Source organism: Lentzea sp., from assembly GCF_035525475.1.
GTDB lineage: Bacteria > Actinomycetota > Actinomycetes > Mycobacteriales > Pseudonocardiaceae > Lentzea.
On record NZ_DATLEC010000100.1, the window covers coordinates 23,798 to 42,635 of the forward strand.

The following is an 18,838-nucleotide window of genomic DNA, read 5'->3' on the forward strand; positions in this document are numbered from 1 at the left end:
CTCATCCACGCCTGTGGACAACTACAGCTTGTGGAGGCGCTCCACGGCTTCGTCGATCACCGCGTCCTGCTTGCAGAACGCGAAGCGGATCAGGTGCTTCCAGTCCTCGGGGTGGTCGGTGAACACCTGGACGGGCACCGCCGCGACACCGATCCGCGCGGGCAGCTCACGGCACAACGCCAGACCATCGCTGTAGCCCAACGGCCGGACATCGGCGCAGATGAAGTACGTGCCCTCCGACGACCGCACCTCGAACCCGGCCGCACGCAACCCTTCGGCCAGACGCGCGCGCTTCGAGGCCAACGAGTCGCGCAGCGACGACACCCAGTCCAGCTCAGCCGTCAGGGCGTGCGCGACAGCGGGCTGGAACGGCGCCCCGCCCACGAAGGTCATGAACTGCTTGGCCGCGCGGACCGCACCGACCAGCTCCGCCGGCCCGCACGCCCAGCCGATCTTCCAGCCGGTGCAGTTGAACGTCTTGCCCGCGCCGGAGATCGACAACGTGCGCTGAGCCATCCCCGGCAGCGAGGCCAAGGGGATGTGGACGAGCCCGTCGAACACCAGGTGCTCGTAGACCTCGTCGGTGATCGCCAGGAGGTCGTGCTCGACGCACAGAGCAGCGATCGCTTGGAGCTCCTCCAAGCGGAACACGGTCCCAGTCGGGTTGTGAGGCGTGTTGACCAGGATCGCACGGGTCCGCGGCGTCACGGCGGCCCGCAACGCGTCGACGTCCAACGCCAACCGCCCCGACTCGTCCTCGCGCAGCCCGACGGTCACCCGAGTCGCACCGGCCATGGCGACCGAGGCGGCGTAGGAGTCGTAGTAGGGCTCGATGAGGATGACCTCGTCACCGGCCTCGACCAGCGCCAGCAGCGAGGCCGCGATCGCCTCGGTGGCACCGACCGTGACCAGGACCTCGGTGTCCGGGTCGTAGGAGAGCCCGTAGCGCGAGCGGTGGGTGGCGATGGCCCTGCGCAGCACCGGCATGCCGGGCCCCGGCGGGTACTGGTTCATCCCCGACCCGATCGCGGCCTGGGCGGCCGAGAGCATCGACTCCGGACCGTCGGTGTCGGGGAAGCCCTGACCGAGGTTGACGGCGTCGTGCTGCACGGCCAGCGCCGTCATCTCCGCGAAGATGGTCGACGTGAACGGCTGCAACCGGGGAACTAGCGCTGGTACCCGCACAGCCATGGATCTTCACCTGAATCGCGCGCGGAGGGAAGTCCGGTCCCTCCAGGTGTGAGAAATCCGCATGATCGTTCAGGTTGCCCGGCCGAACACGCCGCCCGTCCACCGCGGCCGGCGGTGGACGGAGAACGCGACTCGAGGAGCCGAGCGCGAGCTCGCCCCCAGATCGAGAAGTTGACGGACAATGGACCCGTGGAGCAACTGACCGCCGCTGACCAGCGGAAGCGCAAGGACCTGCGCAAGATGAAGCTCGTCGCGACGAGCTTCCTCGTCGGCGCGACGGTCATCTTCTTCGCCACCCACGCGTTCGAGGGCGCCTGGGTCGGCTACGTGCGGGCCGCCGCGGAGGCCGGCATGGTCGGCGCCCTGGCCGACTGGTTCGCCGTGACCGCCCTGTTCCGGCGGCCCCTCGGGCTGCCGATCCCGCACACCGCGATCATCCCCGAGCGCAAGAACATGTTCGGCCAGACGCTCGGCGACTTCGTCGGCGTCAACTTCCTCAGTCCCGAGGTGGTGCAGGACAAGCTGCGCCGGGCCGGTATCGCCGAGCGCGCCGGCGCGTGGGTCAAGCAGCCCGAGAACGCCGAGCGCATCACCACCGAGATGGCGAACGTGCTCAAGGGTGCGATCACCGTGCTCAAGGACGACGTGGTGCAGGCCGTCGTGGAGCAGGCGATCGTCAAGCGGGTGACCGAGAAGCCCTGGGGGCCGCCGCTGGGCAAGCTGCTCAACCAGGTGCTGGCGGACGGCGCTCACCACAAGCTCGTCGACCTCATGTGCGACCGCGCCTACGAGTGGGTGCGCGACAACTACGACAAGGTCAGCCTCATCGTCACGGACCGCGCGCCCACGTGGTCGCCCAAGTTCGTCGACGCCATGCTCGGCGACAAGGTCTACACCGAGCTCGTCAACTTCGCGTGGGCCGTGAAGACCGACGTCAACCACCCGATGCGGCTGGCCGTGGACCAGTTCCTGCTCGAGTTCTCCACGGACATGCAGAGCGACCCGGCGACGATGCAGCGCGCCGAGCAGGTCAAGCAGCAGGTCATCAACCACCCGGACGTGCAGAAGCTGATCAGCAGTGCGTGGGGCACGGCGAAGAAGATGCTCATCGACGCCGCCGAGGACCCGTCCAGTGAACTGCGCAAGCGCGTCACGCAGGGTCTGATCACGCTCGGCACGAACCTGACCGACGACCCCCGGCTGCGCGCCAAGGTCGACGGCTGGCTGGAGCAGGCCGCCGGGTACGTCGTGGGCAACTACCGCGCGGAGATCACCACGCTGATCACCGACACGGTCGAGCGCTGGGACGCCGAGGAGACCTCGCGCAAGATCGAACTGCAGGTCGGCAGGGACCTGCAGTTCATCCGGATCAACGGAACCGTGGTCGGCGCGCTCGCCGGCCTGGTGATCTACACCGTGGCCAGCTTGCTGTTCTGAGATGTGTTCTGGGCGCGGGTCCGTCTCCGGAACGTGCGGGCCTTCTCGCGGTTCCCGCACACCTGCATCGAGCACCAGGTGCGCGAGCGGTTGCGCGAACGGTCGAAGAACGCACGGCGGCAGTCCTCGGCGGGACAGATCTTGAAGCGTTCCCACGAGCCCAGCACCGCGAGGCGGGCCGAAGCGGCGAGCACCGCGCCGAGCGCGTCCGAGCTCGACAGCACCGGGACGCCGTCGGTGAGCTCGATGTGCACCACGCCCGCGGCCGTGTGCGGCCCTGAAGATCCCTCGATGGACGATCTCAGCGCCGCACGGGCCGCGCGCGCCTGCGCGATTTCGCTGCTCCGCCCGAGGCCGCGCTCGGTCACCCACGCGCGCCAGGAGGCTTCACTGTCCAGTACGTGTCGAGTGTTCAGGAAGTCGAGCAGCAGCTCGACGTCGTGATCCCAGCCGACAGTCAGACCAGTCACCCCACCACTGTAGGCGCCACGGCGGTCACCCGTCAGGGCATCCGATGAATACACCCCGTGTATACATGGTGTGTATAGTGCTCCTCATGTCGATCGGACACGCACTGTTGGGCCTGCTAGAAGGCGGTCCAAGGCACGGGTACGACCTCAAGCGCGCCTATGACGAACGCTTTGGTCAGGACCGGCCGCTGCACTACGGGCAGGTGTACTCCACCCTGTCGAGACTGCTGAAGAACGGCCTCGTCACCGAGGCGGGTGTGGAAGCCGGTGACGGTCCGGAGCGGAAGCGGTACGCGATCACGGACGCCGGCGTCACCGACGTGGAGCGCTGGCTCGGCACCCCGGAGAAGCCGGAGCCGTACCTCCAGAACACCCTGTACGCGAAGGTGGTGCTGGCCCTGCTGTCGGGTCGCAGCGCCACGGAGGTGCTCGACGCACAACGCGCGGCGCACCTCACCACGATGCGCGAGCTGACCAAGCGCAAGGTCGACGGCGACCTGGCCGACCAGCTCATCTGCGACTTCGCCCTGTTCCACCTCGAAGCGGACCTGCGGTGGCTCGAACTGACCGCCGCCCGTCTGGACCAGCTGGCCGTGGAGGTCGCGCGATGAGCCTGTTGAAGGCAGAGGGCCTGGTCAAGTCGTTCGGCAAGACGCACGCGCTCGACGGCGCGGGCATCTCGATCCGCGCCGGTGAGGTCGTGGCGGTGATGGGGCCGTCGGGCTCCGGCAAGTCCACGCTGCTGCACTGCCTCGCGGGCATCCTGCCGCCGGACAAGGGCACGGTGCACTACCGCGACCAGGACCTGACGGCGATGAACGACGGCGCCCGCAGCGAGCTGCGGCGCACCGAGTTCGGGTTCGTCTTCCAGTTCGGCCAGCTCGTGCCCGAGCTGACCTGCCTGGAGAACGTGGCGCTGCCGCTGCGCCTGAGCGGCATGAAGCGCAAGGACGCCGAGCGGGCCGCGACGGACTGGCTCGGCCGGCTGGAGGTCGACGGCGTCGCCGACCAGCGCCCCGGCGAGACCTCCGGCGGTCAGGGGCAACGCGTCGCGGTCGCCCGCGCCCTGGTCACCGGGCCGAAGGTGATCTTCGCCGACGAGCCGACCGGCGCGCTCGACTCGCTCAACGGCGAACGGGTCATGCACCTGCTCACGGCCGCGGCCCGCGAGACGGGTGCCGCCGTCGTGCTCGTCACGCACGAACCCCGTGTCGCCGCCTACTCCGACCGCGAGGTCGTGGTGCGCGATGGACGTTCGCGTGACGTGGAGTTCGCCCGGTGAAGCGGGTGATCAGCGACCTCGCCCTGGGGGTCCGGCTGGCCGTCGGGGGCAGCCGGAAGTCCTGGGCGAGGCTCGCACTCCAGGGTGTCGGCATCGGTCTCGGCGTCGCGCTGCTGCTGTTCGCCGCCTCGCTGCCGCACGTGATGGACGCACGGGACGACCGGCAGGACGCCCGCAGGTCCGTGGCCCAGGGCACCGGACCGGCACCGCTGCTGGCGATCGAGCACGGCCACGCGTTCCGCTCCGAGTTCATCCGGGGCCTGTACCTCAAGGCGCGGTCACCGGAGGCCCCCGTGCCGCCGGGCATCGACAGGGTGCCCGGTGACGGCGAGATCTTCGTGTCACCCGCGCTCGCGAAGCTGCTCGCCGCACCGGGCGGCGAACTGCTCAGGCCGCGGTTTCCGCAGCGGGTCGTCGGCACGATCGGCCAGGCGGGGCTCGAGAACCCGAACGAGCTCCATTTCTACGCCGGTGACGCGAGGGTCCAGGAGGAACCGGGCGTCAACACCGTCTACCGCTGGGGCGTCGGCGATGACGGGGGTGGCGGGATGGACCCGGCGCTGTGGCTGCTCAGCGTGGTCGGCCTGGTGGTGCTGCTGTTCCCGGTGCTCGTGTTCGTCGGGGTCGCGACGAGGCTCGCCGCCGCCCAGCGCGACCGCAGGCTCGCGGCGCTGCGGCTGGTCGGCGCGGCGGCGAGCAGGGTGCGGCTGATCGCGTCGGGGGAGGCGCTGGCCGGTGCGCTCGCCGGGCTCGTGGTCGGGTTCGCGATCTTCTTCGCGGTCCGCCCGTCCGTCAGCGGGATCAGCATCGCGGAGCTCTCCGCCTTCTCCAGCGACGTCATGCCCGCACCCGCGCTCACGCTCACCGTGGTCGTGGCGGTGCCGGTGCTCGCGGTGGTCACGTCGCTGGTGGCGATGCGCCGCACGATCATCGAGCCGCTGGGCGTGGTGCGGGACCAGAAGCCGGTGCGGCGCAGGCTCTGGTGGCGGCTCGTGCCGGTCGCGGCCGGTGTGGCGCTGCTCGTCAGCCAGATCGGCAAGCTCGGCACCGCGGAGAAGCCGGGCGAGTGGCAGGTGGTCGCCGGCATCGTCCTGTTGATGCTCGGCATTCCCGTGCTGTTGCCGTGGCTGGTGGAACGCGTCGTGTTCATGGTGCGGGGCCACACGCCGGCGCTGCAGCTCGCGGTGCGCCGGTTGCAGCTGGACAGCGGCACGGCGGCGCGTGTCGTCGGGGGCGTGGCGGTCGTGCTCGCGGGCACCGTCACGTTGCAGATGTTGCTGGCGGGGGTGGAACAGGACGTGCGGACCGACGAGAAGAAGGAGGCGTCGTTCAACTACCTGACCGTCAACCCGGACTCGGCCGCGAGTACCCGCGGCATCGTCGAGTCGCTCGAGAAGACCGACGGCGTGAAAGGCGTGCACGAGATCGGTCAGGCGTACGCCGAGGTGCGCCGTGGTGGCTTCGTCTCCATCAGCGTCGCCTCGTGCGAGGCGCTGCGGTCGCAGGCGGCCCTCCCGGACTGCGCGGACGGGAAGGCCTACGTCGTGCCGTACTCCAACGGGTGGGCGGAAGCCAGCGCCGGTGACGTGCTCACGGTCAGGGACTCCGGCGAGAAGTGGACGGTGCCGGCGGTGGAGCCGGTCGAGGGCACCCGTCCCGGTCTCCTCGTCACCCCGGCGGCCGCACGCGGTCTGCCGACCGCGGGGTCCGAGCTCGTCGCCGAGCTCGACGTCTCGGTGCCCGACGTCGCCGAGCACGTGCGCAACGCGCTGGTGGCCTACCCGTGGCAGGCGCACACCTACTACGTCGGCCAGGACGACACCGACGAGGCGGACCGGGTGTTCGGCGTGATCCGCCGGGCGCTGCTGGCCGGTTCGCTGCTCACGTTGCTCGTCGCGGCCGCGTCACTGCTGGTCGTGGCCCTGGAGCAGGTGCGGGAACGGCGCAGGCCGCTCGCGATGATGGCGGCGAGCGGGGTGCCGCGCGGCACGCTCGCGCGGTCGCTGCTGTGGCAGAACGCCCTGCCGCTCGCGATCTCCACGATCGTGTCGCTGGCCACCGGTATCGGGCTCGGGGCGCTGATGATGCGGGTGTTCGGCACCGAGGTCGTCTACGACTGGGCCGGCATCGGGCTCATCACCGGGATCGTCGTGGGCCTGACCCTCGCCGTCACCGCTCTGACGTTGCCTTCGCTGAGGAGGGCGACCGGAGCGCTCGGCCTGCGGACCGAGTAGTCACCTCGTGCTCTGCCAGGCGGTCCTGCACCAGTCCGTGCCGGAACTGGTAGCAGGCTCCCGCCCGGCAGAGCACGCCGAGCTTGCGCGCGTCCTCCAGGAAGACCATCAGCTCCCAGGGCAGCTTCCCGCGCATCGCCAGCCAGATCCGCGCGACGGTGAACCACCACCAGCGCAGGTGCAGCACGGCGAGCGCGAACCCGAGCATCAGCCCCGACGCGAGACCCAGCCCGACCATCCCGGTCTGGGCGGGACCGAACACCAGCGCCGCCGCCGAGCCGAAGACCACCGCCAGGACCAGGGACCCGGTCCACACCGCGATCCTGTCGCGTTCCATCGTCCACTGAGGACTGGAAGCCTGCGAGAGCTCGGCGGAGCTCGTCAGCGCGAACCGCAGCGCGACCGCCACCGCGAGGCCCAGCCCGACCACGAGTCCGGCGGAAAGCCCGTACAGGGCACCGAAGACCAGTCCCGCGGCCAGTCCCAGCACACCGGGGACGAGCAGCAGGCTGCGCCAGATCCCCAAGCGTGGCTTGGACCTGCCCTCGCGCGACGCCGTCAGCGCGGCCCCGCCGACGGCGATGCCCGCGACCAGACCGGTGACCGGCGCGAGCGACGGCGTGATCGAGTACGCCATCAGCCAGCCGACGCCGAACCCGCCGATCGCGCCCAGCACCAGTGCGCCGAGCACGGCGAGCCACGTGGTTCCCACCGACCGGCGCAGCTCCCACCAGGCCAGCTCGCGGATGCCGCGGTCGCGCATCTCGTGGGCGAGGAACTCGAGCCAGCGGCGGGCGCGGTCGCGCGGCCAGACCTGCGACGCCTTGGCGTGGTGCGCGAACGCCCTGTTGCCGAACGCCCGCGACACCAGCGCGTCGCAGAGGTGGTCGGAGATCGCCCGTGCGCCGGGGAAGCGGCCGCGGTCGAGCAGTTCGGTCGGTTCCGCCTCGTCGTCGGCGTAGACCATGCCGGCGAGCCACATCGTGAGCGGCGTCGACAACGCGTCCGCGAGCCTGCCGTCCGGTTCCTCTCGCAGGTGGATGAACACCGGCTCCCACCGCGCCGCGCCCCAGCTGTCGGCGCTGGCCCGCAGGTAGGCGGCGACCTCCTCCAGGTCGAGCGGCGCCAGTTCGACGACGTCCGCGCCCGGCACCGCGCCGGCGGCGCGCACGGCCTGCGCGAACTCGGCCGTGCGGCAGGTCAGCACCAGGGGCCGGTTGGCGGGGAACGCCCTGGTGATGCGGGCGAGCGCGTCCGCGCGCTGGTGGCCGGGGACGTCGTCGAGGCCGTCCAGCACGGGCAGCACGAGGCGCTGCTCGACCAGCAGGTCACCGGCGTAGCTGCCGTACAGCTCGGTGTTGCGCAGCGCCGGGTGGTCCTCGTACAGCCTGCGGGTGATCCACGTGCGGATGTCCTCGGCCGCCGGGTCCCACGTCGACAGGGGCAGCAGGACGGGCACCATGCCGCCGTCGTAGCGGTCGAGCAGACCGCACGTGAGCAGCATCGCGACCGTCGACTTGCCGGTGCCCGCGTCGCCGATGACCACCATGCGGCGGTTGGCCTGCCGTTCGAACGCGCCGACCACCGCGTCGCTGCGTCCCGGCGGGGCGGGCGCCTCGGAGCTGACGTCCAGCTCGGGAGCGGTCCAGTGCAGGTCGAGCAGGTCGGGTTCGGCGAGACCGCGCGAGCGCACCTCCTCGTTCCACTGCGCCTGCAGGCCGACGGCGAGCGCGCGGCACGCGGCGTCGAGGTGCTCGTCGGTGCTCAGCGCGGCGTTGTGCCTGCGCCGCAGCCACGGGTCGAGCAGCGCCAGCAAGCCCAGGAACGCCACCGCGAGCACGACCAGCCACAGGTGCGCGTCGATGCCGTGGTCGGTCACGAACAGCCCGGCGGCGGTGAGCAACGCGGTCAGCACGCAGCCGGTCAGCAACGCCCGCTGACGGAATCTGGACATGCGTCGCATCATGACGCACCGCATCCACCCGTAGTCGATTCAGTGACCCGTGTCGTGACGTTCAGTTGTTGATCACAGATGCCAGTGGTGATCGCCGAACGTCAGGAACTGGCCGTCGTGCCCGATGGTGACCCCGAAGTGCTGCCTGCGCGGTTCGCCCAGCTCACGCCACTCGGCGACGGCCCGTTCCGCCAGGTCCCACAGCCGGCGCGGACCGCCCTGGTCGACGTGCGAGCCGTGGTGGTGCACCCACGAGCCGTCCGGGTGGGCCAGCCAGTCGCGGCCGGCGACGACGCCGGGCAGGGCGATGCCCGCGAAGAACTCGAACGGGCTGGCCGGGTCGATCACGGTGGCCAGCGGCAGCGTGGTCCTGCCGCGTTCGAACGTGCCTTCCCCGGCGAGCGCGGGCGGACGGGCGTGCGCGCGCAACGGCATGAAACGCCCGTCCTCGACCAGAACGCGGCCTTCGCCGGTGCCGTCTCCGTTCGACGAGATCCTGACCAGCCCGGCGCCGATCGGGCGGTGCAGCGTCGTGACGACCAGACCGCCGGGCCGGGTCTGCTCCAGCCAGGCGGCCGGGATGGTCGAGACGGAGCACGTGGCCAGCACGCGGTCGTACGGCGCGCGCCCCGGATGGCCGAGCGCTCCGTCACCCGTGATGCACGTCGGCTCGAACCCGTTGCGCCGCAGTCTTTCCCGCGCTCGCCGGGAGATGTTCGGGTCGACGTCGATCGTCGTCACGTTCGCGGAACCCGCGACGTGGCACAGCAGAGCCGCGTTGTACCCCGTGCCAGTGCCCACCTCCAGCACCGACTGTCCCCTGTGGACATCCAGTGCCTCCAGCATGATCGCCATGATCGTGGGCATGCTCGACGAGCACGTCGGAGCGCCGCCGATCACCGTGTCGTCACCGTCGAACTGGGTGACCCAGACGCGGTCGGCGTAGACCAGCTCCAGCCAGTCCGGGTGCGCCGCGGTGACCCGTTCCCAGTCGCCGTCGTGCAGCTGGCGGTAGAAGACCGGCAGGAACTCGTGCCGCGGGACCGAGCGGAAGGCGTTGAGCCACCTCGGATCGCGCAGCACGCCGTCGCCGAGCAGCTGGTCCGCCAGCTCGGCTCTGAGGGTTCCGGCGTCGTCCATGTCACCCGTCACGGTAGTCCTGTGGCGCAGCACACGCAGCGATTGCTAGCAGGGTGCTTGCAACTGCTAGCACCCGTCGCTAACGTGGTCGGTGGCACGAGGAACGGGAGCGGGAACAGTGGACAAGTCCATCGACGAAGCAGTCGCGGACCTCGGCCGCAACATCGGTGAGTACATCCGCGAACAGCGCAACAGCGCCAAGATCTCCCTGCGGGAGCTGGCGAAGCAGGCGGGTGTCTCCAACCCCTACCTGAGCCAGATCGAGCGAGGACTGCGCAAGCCCAGCGCGGAGATCCTCCAGCAGATCGCCAAAGGGCTGCGCATCTCGGCGGAGGCGCTCTACGTCGAGGCCGGGATCCTCCAGCAGCGCGAAGGCGGTGCGTTGGCGGACGCCATCGTCGCCGCGACCGATCTGACCGAGCGGCAGAAGCAGGTCCTGCTCGACGTCTACGAATCTTTCAGGCGGGAGAACACCGCCACCAACAAGGAGGACTGATCTCCATGCCGAAGCTCACCCAGGACGACGTCCGCAAGGCCGCCGAGCAGGGCGCCCACGCCGCGCGTCAGGCCCTCCTCGCCGCCCTCGGCGCCGGTGACCTCGCCGCCAAGGCCGTGGTCGAGGCCCTGACCAAGGCCAAGGAGCGCGCCGACGAGGCCCGCGTCCAGGCCAAGGACCTGCCCGCCGAGTTCGGCGACCTGCGCGAGAAGCTGCAGCCGGCCGAGCTCAAGAAGCTGGTCGACGCCTACACCGCCTCCGCGGTGAACCTGTACACCTACCTCGCTGAGCAGGGCGAGCAGACGCTGGAGCAGATCAAGGCCCAGCCGCAGGTCAAGCAGGCCGTGGTGCAGGTCGAGCAGGCCGTCGGGGCCGCGCAGAAGCGCGCCGGGACCGCCGCCGCCGACGCCAAGGTGATCGCCGACGACGTCCTCGGCAAGGTGACCCGCCGCACCCGCTCGGTCGGCGAGAAGGTCGCCAACCAGGTCGAGAACAGCGCCGAGAAGCTGGCCGAGGAGATCGTCGAGGTCGGTGGCGACGCCGCGCACGAGGTCCGCAGCACCACGCGCAAGGCCGCGAACCGCACCGCGCCGCGCAAGCCGGCGGCCACGACGACGACCCCCGCCACCACCGCCGCTCCGAAGAAGACCACGCCGAACACCACCAAGTGATCCGGGTCTGACGTTTTCGCCCGAGAGGGGAGTGGTCCGAGAGGGCCGCTCCCCCCTCGCCGTACCGGCACGTAGGCTGGGTGCGTGTTCGACTTCCCGATCTTCAGCATCTGGTACCTCGACAGCGTCGTGTACTTCGTGTTCGACCTCGGGTTCAGCATCCTGGGGCTGTTCGCGTTCTTCCACGCGCTGACCCAGCGGGTGGACGCCTACACCGCGATCGAGCGCATGACCAAGCCCGCCTGGCTGGGCATCACCGGCGGCGGGACAGCGGCGATGCTGTTGTTCACGCCCGGTGGCATCGGGTCGATCTTCTGGCTGGCCGGCCTCGTCGCCGTCCTCGTGTACATGGTGGACGTGCGCCCGAAGCTGATCGAGGTCCAGCGCGGCCCCCGCTGGTGATCACCCGGTCCTACGGCTCCGGCTCGCCGGTGACCCTGGTCGCCCACGGGCTCGGCGCCACCGCCGGCGAGGCGCGCGTCCCCGCCTCCGGGCTTCCCGGCACCCGTGTCGTCGTGACGCTCCCGTCGCACGCCGACGCCCCGGACGCACCTCCCGGGTACTGGGACTACGGCCGGATCGCGGCCGATCTCTCGTCCGTTCCCGCTGACCAGGCCGTCGGCGTCTCCCTGGGCGCCGGGGCGCTGGTGCGGCTGCTCTCGCTCGAACCGGATCGTTTTCGCCGCGTGGCGCTGCTGCTGCCCGCCGTCCTCGACCAGCCGAGGCAGTCGTTCACGTTGCAGCAGCTCTCCGACCTGACCGTCGGCCCGCCCGCCTACGTCGCCGAGCGCCGCGCCGCGTTGGGCCGCCTCGAAGCCGCGGCCTCGCAGCTGCCGGGTCAGGTGGCCGTTCCTGATGCTTCTGTGCTGGCCTCGGTGTCGGTTCCGGTGCTGGTCATCGGGGCTGTGGGCGACCCGCTGCACCCCGGGGACGTGGCAGAGGCGACCGCCGCCGCGTTCCCCGCCGGTGAGCTGTGGCTGATCGACTCGCCCTCACCGATGATCACCCACCGCGGTGCGATCCGGCACCGATTGGTCTCGTTCCTCGGCGGGTAGCCGAAGTGCATGGCTGAACAGAAGAAGATCGCATTTCTGGTCGACACGGAGGGCATCGAGCAGGTCGAGCTCACCGACCCGTGGACGCACGTGGAGAAGGCCGGTGGCGTTCCGCGCCTGCTCGCGCCGAAGCTGGGCGAGGTGAAGGGCTTCAACCACCTCACGCCCGCCGACTCGTTCCCGGTCGACACGACGTACGCCGACGCCGAGGCGGAGGACTACGACGGTGCTGTGATTCCCGGCGGCGTTGCCAACGCGGATTTTCTGCGCATGGACTCCGACGCGGTGGCGCTGGTGAAAGCCCTGGTCGCGGCGGGCAAGCCGATCGCGTCGATCTGCCACGGACCGTGGCTGCTCGTCGAGGCGGACGTGGTGCGCGGCAAGATGCTCACGTCGTTCTCGAGCCTGCAGACCGACATCCGCAACGCGGGCGGAGACTGGGCCGACCAGGAGGTCCGGGTCTGCGACATGAACGGGTGGACGCTCGTGACCTCCCGCACTCCCGACGACCTGCCGGCGTTCAACCGCGAGGCCCTGAAGGCGTTCGGGCTGGACTGAGCGCCGGGATCTGCAGCTCCCGGCGGTCAGGTGCTAGAGACGCGTCTCGGCGTAGTGGGCCATGGCGTCACGGGTCCACCCGGCCATGTTGCCGCCGCCCTCGACCTCGAAGTTGGCCCGGAACTCGTCCGAGTCGACGTAGAGGTCGCCGAGGCCCTTGTAGGACTCCCTGTCGGGCGTCCAGCTCAGGCAGATCCAGCGGTAGTGGCGGTCGATCTGCTCCTGCGTCCGAGGAGCGTCGATCGCCGTGCCCGCCGTGTACAGGGCACCGAGCTTCTCCGCGATGTCCCTCCACTCGGCCATGAACCGGTCCGCGTCGGCACGCGTCCAGTTCTTCATCTTCCCGCGGCTCTCGGCGATGTGCTCCCGCGCGCCGTCGCCGTAGCGTTCGACGAGCTCGGCCTCACGCCGTTCCTGCGTCTTCGCGTCGAAGCCGTCGAAGAGCTCTTCCATCTTCACCTCGTCCCCTCCTTCCAGTTCCTCGATCGTGCGCGCGACGGTGTTCGCCAGCCGGTCCAGCCGTTGCTTCTCCTCCTGCAGCCACCTGTGGTGGTCGCGCAGGACCGTCAGCTGGTCCGTGCCGTTCACGACCTCCGCGACCACGTCGAGGCCCAGGCCCAGGTCGCGCAGCAGCAGGATCTGCTGCAGGCGGTGGACCTGTTCCTTCTCGTAGTAGCGGTAGCCGTTGTCCCCGATCCAGGCCGGCGGCAGCAGCCCGATCGAGTCGTAGTGCCGCAGCGTCCTGGACGTCACCTTCGACATCCGGGCCACCTGGGCGATCGACCAGGCCATCTCGGCTCTCCCTTCGCGCTCTGAAAACGAAGGTAGAGGTTGACGCTGCGTCAAAGTCAAACGGAGTTTGGCAGGATGGGTGTGAATTCGCGCCGGTTGTCCGGTCGCCCCTTCGTCGTGATTCGGCGAAGCCCAATCGCGGCGAAGCGGTGGCCGGACGACCGGCTGCCAGGCGAATTCACCGGAGTCTGCGGAGCAGCGACAATGGACACCGTGTGGACCATCGCTGGGTCGCTGGAACCCTTTCCCGTGCTGTCTCGCCTCGACCTGGTGCCTGCGCCCGTCGAGGCCGCGCTGAAGTCACTGGATGGTGCCGACCGTGTCGCCGTCACCGAGATCGACGCCTCTCTCGCGGACACCGCCGAGTTCTGTGAGCACTACGGCTCGCCCCTGGCCGCCTCCGCCAACTGCGTCGTCGTCGCCGGCAAGCGCGGTGACCAGGTCCGTTATGCGGCCTGCATGGTGCTGGCGACCATGCGCGCCGACGTGAACGGCGTCATCCGCAAGCGGCTCGACGCGCGCAAGGCGTCGTTCGCGCCGATGGACGAGGCCGTGGCGTTGACCGGCATGGAGTACGGCGGCATCACGCCCATCGGCGTGCCCGCGGACTGGCCGATCCTCGTGTCACCGGAGGTGGCCGCCGCCCCCGAGCTGGTCGTGGGCAGCGGCATCCGCGGCAGCAAGATCCTCATCCCCGGCGACGTGCTGATGAAGCTGCCCGGCGCCGAGATCCTCGAGGGCCTGGCCCGCTAGCAACCCGACGCGCAGAGCCGGGCGATCACCTGGTCCGGGTCCAGCTCCCACCGGATCACCCGCGGGTCGGGGCCGGACGACGTGAGGTCGCCGCCGTCGTCGAACAGCACGGCGTTGACCGGGCCGGTGTGCCCGGTCAGCGTCGCGACCTGGGTGCCCTCGGCGACCCGCCACAACGTGATCAGGCTGTCGTTCGCGGCCGCCGCCACGGTCGTGCCGTCCTTGCTGGCCGTGACCGCTCCGATGGCGCCCCGGCCGGTGAAGAGAGTGCGCGCCCGGCCGCCGCGGCCCCACAGTGCGACCTCCCCGCCCGCGTCGCCGACCACCAGCAGGTCCGAACCCGGCACGGCGGCGATCGACTTCACCGCGGGACCGGTCTCCCGGACGACCTCGACCTGGTCGCCGGACCACCGCAGCACCCGGCCGTCGGCGCCGCCCGAGGCCACCGCGTCGCCGAGCAGCGCCACGGTGTTCACCGGGCCCGAGTGGCCGGGGGGCAGCGGGTGGCCTGGCCCGGCGGAGTTCAGGTCCCAGACCACCACCGCGCCGTCCGCACCGCCGGTCACCGCGCGGTCGCCCGACACGACCAGGCCCTTGATCGCGCCCTGATGCCCCTGCCACGTGCGCAGCGGCGTGCCGTCGGTCCGCCACGACGACAGCACGCCGCGCATGTCGGCGACCACGACCTCGGTGGCGCTCCGGAACGCCAGCGCCGTCACGTGCGCGGGCACGTCGATCCGCCCGGCCTGCCTGCCCTGGCGGTCCCACAGCAGGACCATCCGGTCGCGCCCGCCCGTGGCCAGCACCGCGCCGTCGGGGGACAGGGCGATGCCGTCCGGCGGACTGGTGTGCCCGGTCAGGGGCGGCAGCGGCTGGTTCCAGAGGCTGACGCTCTCGTCGCCGCCCGCCGCGAACCAGGCGCCGTCCGGGCTGAGCGCCGCCACGTAGAACGGGTGCGTGCGGGTGATCAGCCCGGTCAGCCACCCGCCGTCGGGCACGGTCCACCAGCGGATGCTGCCGTCGTCGCTGGTCGAGACGACCTTGGTGCCGGTCGCGTCGAACTGCACCGAGTGCACGCCGCCGACGTGCCTGCGCAGTCCGGACGTCTTCCCGGTCGCGAGCACTCGCAGCACCACCTGGTAGTCGTCTCCGCCGGAAGCAAGCACACGGCCGTCGGGGCTCAGTGCGACCGTGCGGACGGCTGCGCTGTGATCGGCGAACGTGCGCGTGATGCCGTTCTCCACCACCAACGTGCCCTTGTCCCCACCTGCGGCGAGCACGGATCCGTTCAACGAAAGCGCGTGGACTTCGCCGAGTTCGTGCACGACTGTGTTCGTCCGAGTCCAGTCGTCCGTGCGCCACAGCGAGATCAGGCCGTCAGCCGTCGCGACCGCAGCGGTCGATCCGTCCGCCGTGAGCACGAGCACTCGTATCGGCGAGTCGAGGGAGATGGTTCGCAACGGCAGGCGGGTTCTCGTGTCCCACAGGATGATTCGCTTGTCCTCACCTGCGGACACGAGCACCGCGCCGCCTGGCATGAACGCGAGCGCGCGCACGGTGCCGTTGTGCTGCGCCAGGACTGACGGCGAGTCAGAAGAAGAAGGCGACCGCAGCAGCACTGAGTGGTCATCGCCCGCAGTGGCGAAAGTCGAACTGTCCGCGCTGAATGCGATCGCGCGCACCGGTCCGCGGTGGTCCTTCAGCACTGTTCGCGCGGGCTTGTACGCCGCCGTGCTCAACAACGCCCCGCGTGCTTCCGCGGTCGCCGATGTCCGGTAGGCCTCCACGGCGAGTTCTCCGGCGGCATCCGGCCACGACGCGCTGAGGTCCTGCGCCTGCACGGCGATCTGGCGCGACTCGGCGACCTGCTGTTCCCGCACGGCGGCGGTGCCCTGCACGACGGCCACGGACGCCACGGCCAGGCACGCCACCGTCAGCACGGCCAGTGACTTCACCAGCGTGCGCAACCGGCGGGCCTGCTGGTCCGCCGCCTGCCGGGAGGCGCTCTCCTCGTCCAGCGCCGCCTGCAGGAACTCGCGTTCCAGCTCGTTGGACGACATCGGCCACTCGATCCGGCCCGACAGCTCGCGCATCGCGGCGAGCCGGGCACCCCGGTAGAGCTCGCCGGGATCGCGTCCGGCCGCCTGCCACGCCGTCGCTGCGGTGGTGAAGTCGCGGTGCAGCCGCAACGACTCGCGGTCGTCGTCGATCCACTTCCGCAACCGGGGCCACGCGCGCACGAGCGCTTCGTGCGCGAGTTCGACGACGCCGTCCGCGACGACGATCAGCCGTGCGTTCGCGAGCACGTTCACGACGTGTGCGGTGTCAGCCGGCCGGCCTGCGGCCATCACCTCGTCGAGCGGTGCACGTCGTCGTAGGTCGGTCACGTCGTCGTGGGTCTGCACGAGCCTCAACAGCACCGCACGTGCGACGGCTTGCTCTCGGACGGACAGCTCGGCGTAGGTGCTCTCGGCCGTGGCGGCGACGGCACCGGCGACCCCGCCACTCGCGCGGTAACCGTCGAGGGTCAGTCGTCCGCGATCGCGTCTCCGCCACGTCTCCAGCAGCGCGTGGGACAGCAACGGCAGCGCGCCCGGCTGACCTCGCACGTCGGCCATCACGGCCGCGAGCATGTCCGGCTGCACCTTCAGCCCCGCGCGCACGGCCGGTTGCTCGACGGCGGCCCTCAGCTCGTCGTCGGTCATCGGCCCAACGAGTACCTGGGCGTCGCGCAACGCCTCCACCAGCGCGGGCACCGTGGCGCAGTGGCCGAGGAAGTCCGCTCGCACGGTCAGCAACACCCGTTTGCCGTCGTCGAGCAGTGATGCGACGAACGACTCCCGGTCGACCGCGCTGTCGAAGTGGGTGAACAGTTCCTCGAACTGGTCGACCACCACGAGGTCGGCCTGGCCGCCGCGCCAGGTCGTGGGCGTCGCGGTGAGGACGGTCCAGTCCGTCAGCGCCGGCAGCACCCCGGCGTGGACGAGCGAGGACTTGCCCGACCCCGACGGCCCGAACACGCCGACGACGCGCTGCCTCCTGATCCGGCCGACGATGTCGGCGGCCAGTTCGTCGCGTCCGAAGAACCGGTCCGCGTCGCAGATCCCGAACGCCGTCAGCCCGAGGTACGGCGTCGAGTCGTCCTCCCCCTTGGCGGCCTGCCGCCAGCGCTGCTCCCATTGGGCCACATCGCCTTCGCACGCCTGGACGTACGCGAGTGCGACCGCCAGCGACGGCAGCTGTTCTCCCGCCGCGGCTTGAGACAGCGCCGTGGCGGAGTAGTGCGCGCGTTGGGCGAGCGTCCGGTAGTTCGGTGAGCCTGCCTTCTCCCGCAGCTGCCGCAGCTCCCACGCGAACCGCTGGACAGGACCCTCTCCGGGGTCGATCGGCCGCTCTCGTCTGCCCACGCGGACTCCAGTTGATCCGAGTTGATTGAAAAGCTCCCGCGCCACTGCCTGATCAACTCAACCCGCTCTAGACCTGGTGCCGCAACGACTTTCGGGCTGAGCAGGAGTGATGATGACCAGACGCTGGCGCACAGCACTTCTAGTGGCGTTGACGGGCGCGTTGAGCGCGGCGTTGCCCGCGCAGGCACAAGAGGCGGCAGACGACCTGATCCACAGCCGCCCAACGGGTGCGTTCGCGTTGACACCCGACTGGGGTCTGGAGGCCACTGCGGCGAGCCTGCAGACCGCGGTCGGCACCACGACGTCGGTCGCCGCGTTGCTGCGCGACGCCAACCGGGACCTCGCGTCGTGCAACAGCGCGCAGCAGCAGGCGCTCCCGGAGAACTACAGCCGAACGGACTACCCGCTGACGTCCGGGCAGATCCTGCACAGCAACGAGAAGTACTGCTGGGACCCCGGCGACAGCAAGGTCGACTACTGGATCCCGCAGGGCGTCACCGGCTCCGCGGACGCGGACGACGACGGCCTGTGGGGCGAGAACCGCATCCTGCTCGTCAGCTGGCACTACGACGACGCCGCGCCGGACAAGGGCGTGCGCATCTCGTTCGTCGACCTGAAGAACCGCAAGTACCGGCACGTGCTGCTGGTCGAGCCGACCGCGAACGCGAACTACAAGGCCGTGCCGATCCACGCCGGCGGGCTCGCATGGCTGGGCCACTACCTCTACGTCGCCGACACCGACGGTGGCCTGCGGGTGTTCGACGTCGAACGCCTCCTCGAGGTGTCCGACGCGCAGGACAGCATCGGCAAGAGCGGCAGCACCTACTACGCCCACAACTACAAGTACGTGCTGCCGCAGGTCGGCTGGTACCGGCAGAACGTGCGCATCGACTGCGTGCCGAGCGCCTCGCAGCTGTGCTTCTCGTCGTTGTCGCTGGACCGCAGCACCACACCGGACACGCTCGTCGTCGGCGAGTACCGCGACGGCCGCAGCACCGACACCGCCGTCGACGGCGGCCGGGTGGTCCGCTACCGCGTCGACGCGTCGTCCAGGCAACTCGTGCTGACCGACGGCAAGGCCGTGCCGCAGGACGTGGTGACCGTGCCGCGCGGCAACCTCCAGGGCGTCCAGACCTGGGAGGACCGCTACTACCTGGGCCGCAGCTCGAACCGCAACCACAGCTGGATGCACTCCGGTTCCGTCGGCGGCGCCACGGAGACGAAGAGCTGGGCGATCGGTGGCGAGGACCTCTACCACGAGCACGGCACGGGCATCACCGCCGGAAAGCTCTGGACCGTCACCGAACACGCCTGGTCAGAGGACGGCGGCACGTTCATCGACCGGCGAGCGATCTTCGCCGTCCCGCTCAGCTCGATCGGCTGAGCCCACTCGACCTC

Annotated in this window: 17 protein-coding genes; 11 read left to right on the forward strand and 6 right to left on the reverse strand. The window is 70.5% G+C overall.

All coding sequences use genetic code 11. The features are described from left to right. Positions 1-21: 21 nt before the first annotated feature. Positions 22-1,185 (reverse strand): pyridoxal phosphate-dependent aminotransferase, encoded by a 1,164-nt coding sequence (locus VM306_RS17545; RefSeq protein ID WP_325516167.1) that lies wholly within the window; start codon positions 1,183-1,185, stop codon positions 22-24. A 195-nt stretch (positions 1,186-1,380) separates the two neighbouring features. Between VM306_RS17545 and VM306_RS17550 the strand changes: the two genes are divergently transcribed. Next, positions 1,381-2,628, forward strand: coding sequence for a DUF445 domain-containing protein (locus VM306_RS17550; protein WP_414672405.1), 1,248 nt, complete (start codon positions 1,381-1,383; stop codon positions 2,626-2,628). Here VM306_RS17550 and VM306_RS17555 read toward each other — a convergent pair. Beyond that, complete coding sequence (locus VM306_RS17555) at positions 2,601-3,098, reverse strand: CGNR zinc finger domain-containing protein (protein ID WP_325516075.1); 498 nt, start codon at positions 3,096-3,098, stop codon at positions 2,601-2,603. The genes VM306_RS17550 and VM306_RS17555 overlap by 28 nt on opposite strands. An 86-nt stretch (positions 3,099-3,184) precedes the next feature. Between VM306_RS17555 and VM306_RS17560 the strand changes: the two genes are divergently transcribed. The 3 genes from VM306_RS17560 to VM306_RS17570 are packed head-to-tail and all read left to right on the forward strand — an operon-like array spanning position 3,185 to position 6,614. Continuing rightward, entirely contained in the window at positions 3,185-3,709 is a 525-nt protein-coding gene (locus VM306_RS17560) for a PadR family transcriptional regulator (protein WP_325516077.1), read from the forward strand. Beyond that, a complete protein-coding gene (locus VM306_RS17565) occupies positions 3,706-4,380 on the forward strand; it encodes an ABC transporter ATP-binding protein (RefSeq protein WP_325516079.1) in 675 nt (224 codons plus the stop codon). Before VM306_RS17560 ends, VM306_RS17565 begins: the two co-directional genes overlap by 4 nt. Continuing rightward, positions 4,377-6,614, forward strand: coding sequence for an ABC transporter permease (locus VM306_RS17570; protein ID WP_325516081.1), 2,238 nt, complete (start codon positions 4,377-4,379; stop codon positions 6,612-6,614). Before VM306_RS17565 ends, VM306_RS17570 begins: the two co-directional genes overlap by 4 nt. Here VM306_RS17570 and VM306_RS17575 read toward each other — a convergent pair. Together VM306_RS17575 and VM306_RS17580 are read right to left on the reverse strand one after the other, a co-directional pair. Continuing rightward, positions 6,550-8,568 (reverse strand): NACHT domain-containing protein, encoded by a 2,019-nt coding sequence (locus VM306_RS17575; protein ID WP_325516083.1) that lies wholly within the window; start codon positions 8,566-8,568, stop codon positions 6,550-6,552. The two genes, VM306_RS17570 and VM306_RS17575, sit on opposite strands and share 65 nt — an antisense overlap. A gap of 72 nt (positions 8,569-8,640) precedes the next feature. After that, a complete protein-coding gene (locus tag VM306_RS17580) occupies positions 8,641-9,708 on the reverse strand; it encodes a methyltransferase domain-containing protein (protein WP_325516085.1) in 1,068 nt (355 codons plus the stop codon). Between the two features lie 118 nt (positions 9,709-9,826). Between VM306_RS17580 and VM306_RS17585 the strand changes: the two genes are divergently transcribed. From VM306_RS17585 to VM306_RS17605, 5 genes are all read left to right on the forward strand, one after another. Continuing rightward, positions 9,827-10,204 carry a helix-turn-helix transcriptional regulator gene (locus tag VM306_RS17585; RefSeq protein ID WP_325516087.1) on the forward strand — a complete coding sequence of 126 codons (378 nt, stop codon included), beginning with the start codon at positions 9,827-9,829 and terminating at the stop codon, positions 10,202-10,204. 5 nt (positions 10,205-10,209) lie between these two features. Continuing rightward, the gene (locus VM306_RS17590) at positions 10,210-10,875 is read left to right on the forward strand and encodes a hypothetical protein (RefSeq protein ID WP_325516089.1); all 666 of its coding nucleotides are present in this window, start codon (positions 10,210-10,212) and stop codon (positions 10,873-10,875) included. A gap of 108 nt (positions 10,876-10,983) precedes the next feature. Next, positions 10,984-11,277: a DUF2516 family protein gene (locus VM306_RS17595; protein WP_325516172.1), complete on the forward strand. Its 294-nt coding sequence runs from the start codon at positions 10,984-10,986 to the stop codon at positions 11,275-11,277. Next, on the forward strand, positions 11,274-11,930 hold the full coding sequence (locus tag VM306_RS17600) for an alpha/beta hydrolase (protein WP_325516091.1): 657 nt from the start codon (positions 11,274-11,276) through the stop codon (positions 11,928-11,930). Before VM306_RS17595 ends, VM306_RS17600 begins: the two co-directional genes overlap by 4 nt. Positions 11,931-11,939: 9 nt before the next feature. Continuing rightward, the gene (locus tag VM306_RS17605) at positions 11,940-12,488 is read left to right on the forward strand and encodes a type 1 glutamine amidotransferase domain-containing protein (protein WP_325516093.1); all 549 of its coding nucleotides are present in this window, start codon (positions 11,940-11,942) and stop codon (positions 12,486-12,488) included. A 33-nt stretch (positions 12,489-12,521) separates the two neighbouring features. Here the strand turns inward: VM306_RS17605 and VM306_RS17610 are convergent, their stop codons facing one another. After that, on the reverse strand, positions 12,522-13,280 hold the full coding sequence (locus VM306_RS17610; RefSeq protein ID WP_325516095.1) for a MerR family transcriptional regulator: 759 nt from the start codon (positions 13,278-13,280) through the stop codon (positions 12,522-12,524). A gap of 204 nt (positions 13,281-13,484) precedes the next feature. On the opposite strand from VM306_RS17610, the gene VM306_RS17615 reads away from it, so the two are divergent. Beyond that, positions 13,485-14,033, forward strand: coding sequence for a YbaK/EbsC family protein (locus VM306_RS17615; RefSeq protein ID WP_325516097.1), 549 nt, complete (start codon positions 13,485-13,487; stop codon positions 14,031-14,033). On the opposite strand, the gene VM306_RS17620 is transcribed toward VM306_RS17615, so the two are convergent. Next, positions 14,030-17,440 (reverse strand): WD40 repeat domain-containing protein, encoded by a 3,411-nt coding sequence (locus tag VM306_RS17620; RefSeq protein ID WP_325516099.1) that lies wholly within the window; start codon positions 17,438-17,440, stop codon positions 14,030-14,032. The genes VM306_RS17615 and VM306_RS17620 overlap by 4 nt on opposite strands. Before the next feature lie 112 nt (positions 17,441-17,552). Between VM306_RS17620 and VM306_RS17625 the strand changes: the two genes are divergently transcribed. Beyond that, positions 17,553-18,824 (forward strand): hypothetical protein, encoded by a 1,272-nt coding sequence (locus VM306_RS17625; protein WP_325516101.1) that lies wholly within the window; start codon positions 17,553-17,555, stop codon positions 18,822-18,824. The last annotated feature ends 14 nt before the right edge of the window (positions 18,825-18,838 follow it).

Bases quoted from the DNA above. Each gene is read 5' to 3' on its own strand.
- VM306_RS17580 (WP_325516085.1), bottom strand. From the start codon at position 9,708: ATGGACGACGCCGGAACCCTCAGAGCCGAGCTGGCGGACCAGCTGCTC.
- VM306_RS17590 (WP_325516089.1), top strand. From the start codon at position 10,210: ATGCCGAAGCTCACCCAGGACGACGTCCGCAAGGCCGCCGAGCAGGGC.
- VM306_RS17575 (WP_325516083.1), bottom strand. From the start codon at position 8,568: ATGTCCAGATTCCGTCAGCGGGCGTTGCTGACCGGCTGCGTGCTGACC.
- VM306_RS17610 (WP_325516095.1), bottom strand. From the start codon at position 13,280: ATGGCCTGGTCGATCGCCCAGGTGGCCCGGATGTCGAAGGTGACGTCC.
- VM306_RS17625 (WP_325516101.1), top strand. From the start codon at position 17,553: ATGACCAGACGCTGGCGCACAGCACTTCTAGTGGCGTTGACGGGCGCG.
- VM306_RS17565 (WP_325516079.1), top strand. From the start codon at position 3,706: ATGAGCCTGTTGAAGGCAGAGGGCCTGGTCAAGTCGTTCGGCAAGACG.
- VM306_RS17560 (WP_325516077.1), top strand. From the start codon at position 3,185: ATGTCGATCGGACACGCACTGTTGGGCCTGCTAGAAGGCGGTCCAAGG.
- VM306_RS17605 (WP_325516093.1), top strand. From the start codon at position 11,940: ATGGCTGAACAGAAGAAGATCGCATTTCTGGTCGACACGGAGGGCATC.
- VM306_RS17615 (WP_325516097.1), top strand. From the start codon at position 13,485: ATGGACACCGTGTGGACCATCGCTGGGTCGCTGGAACCCTTTCCCGTG.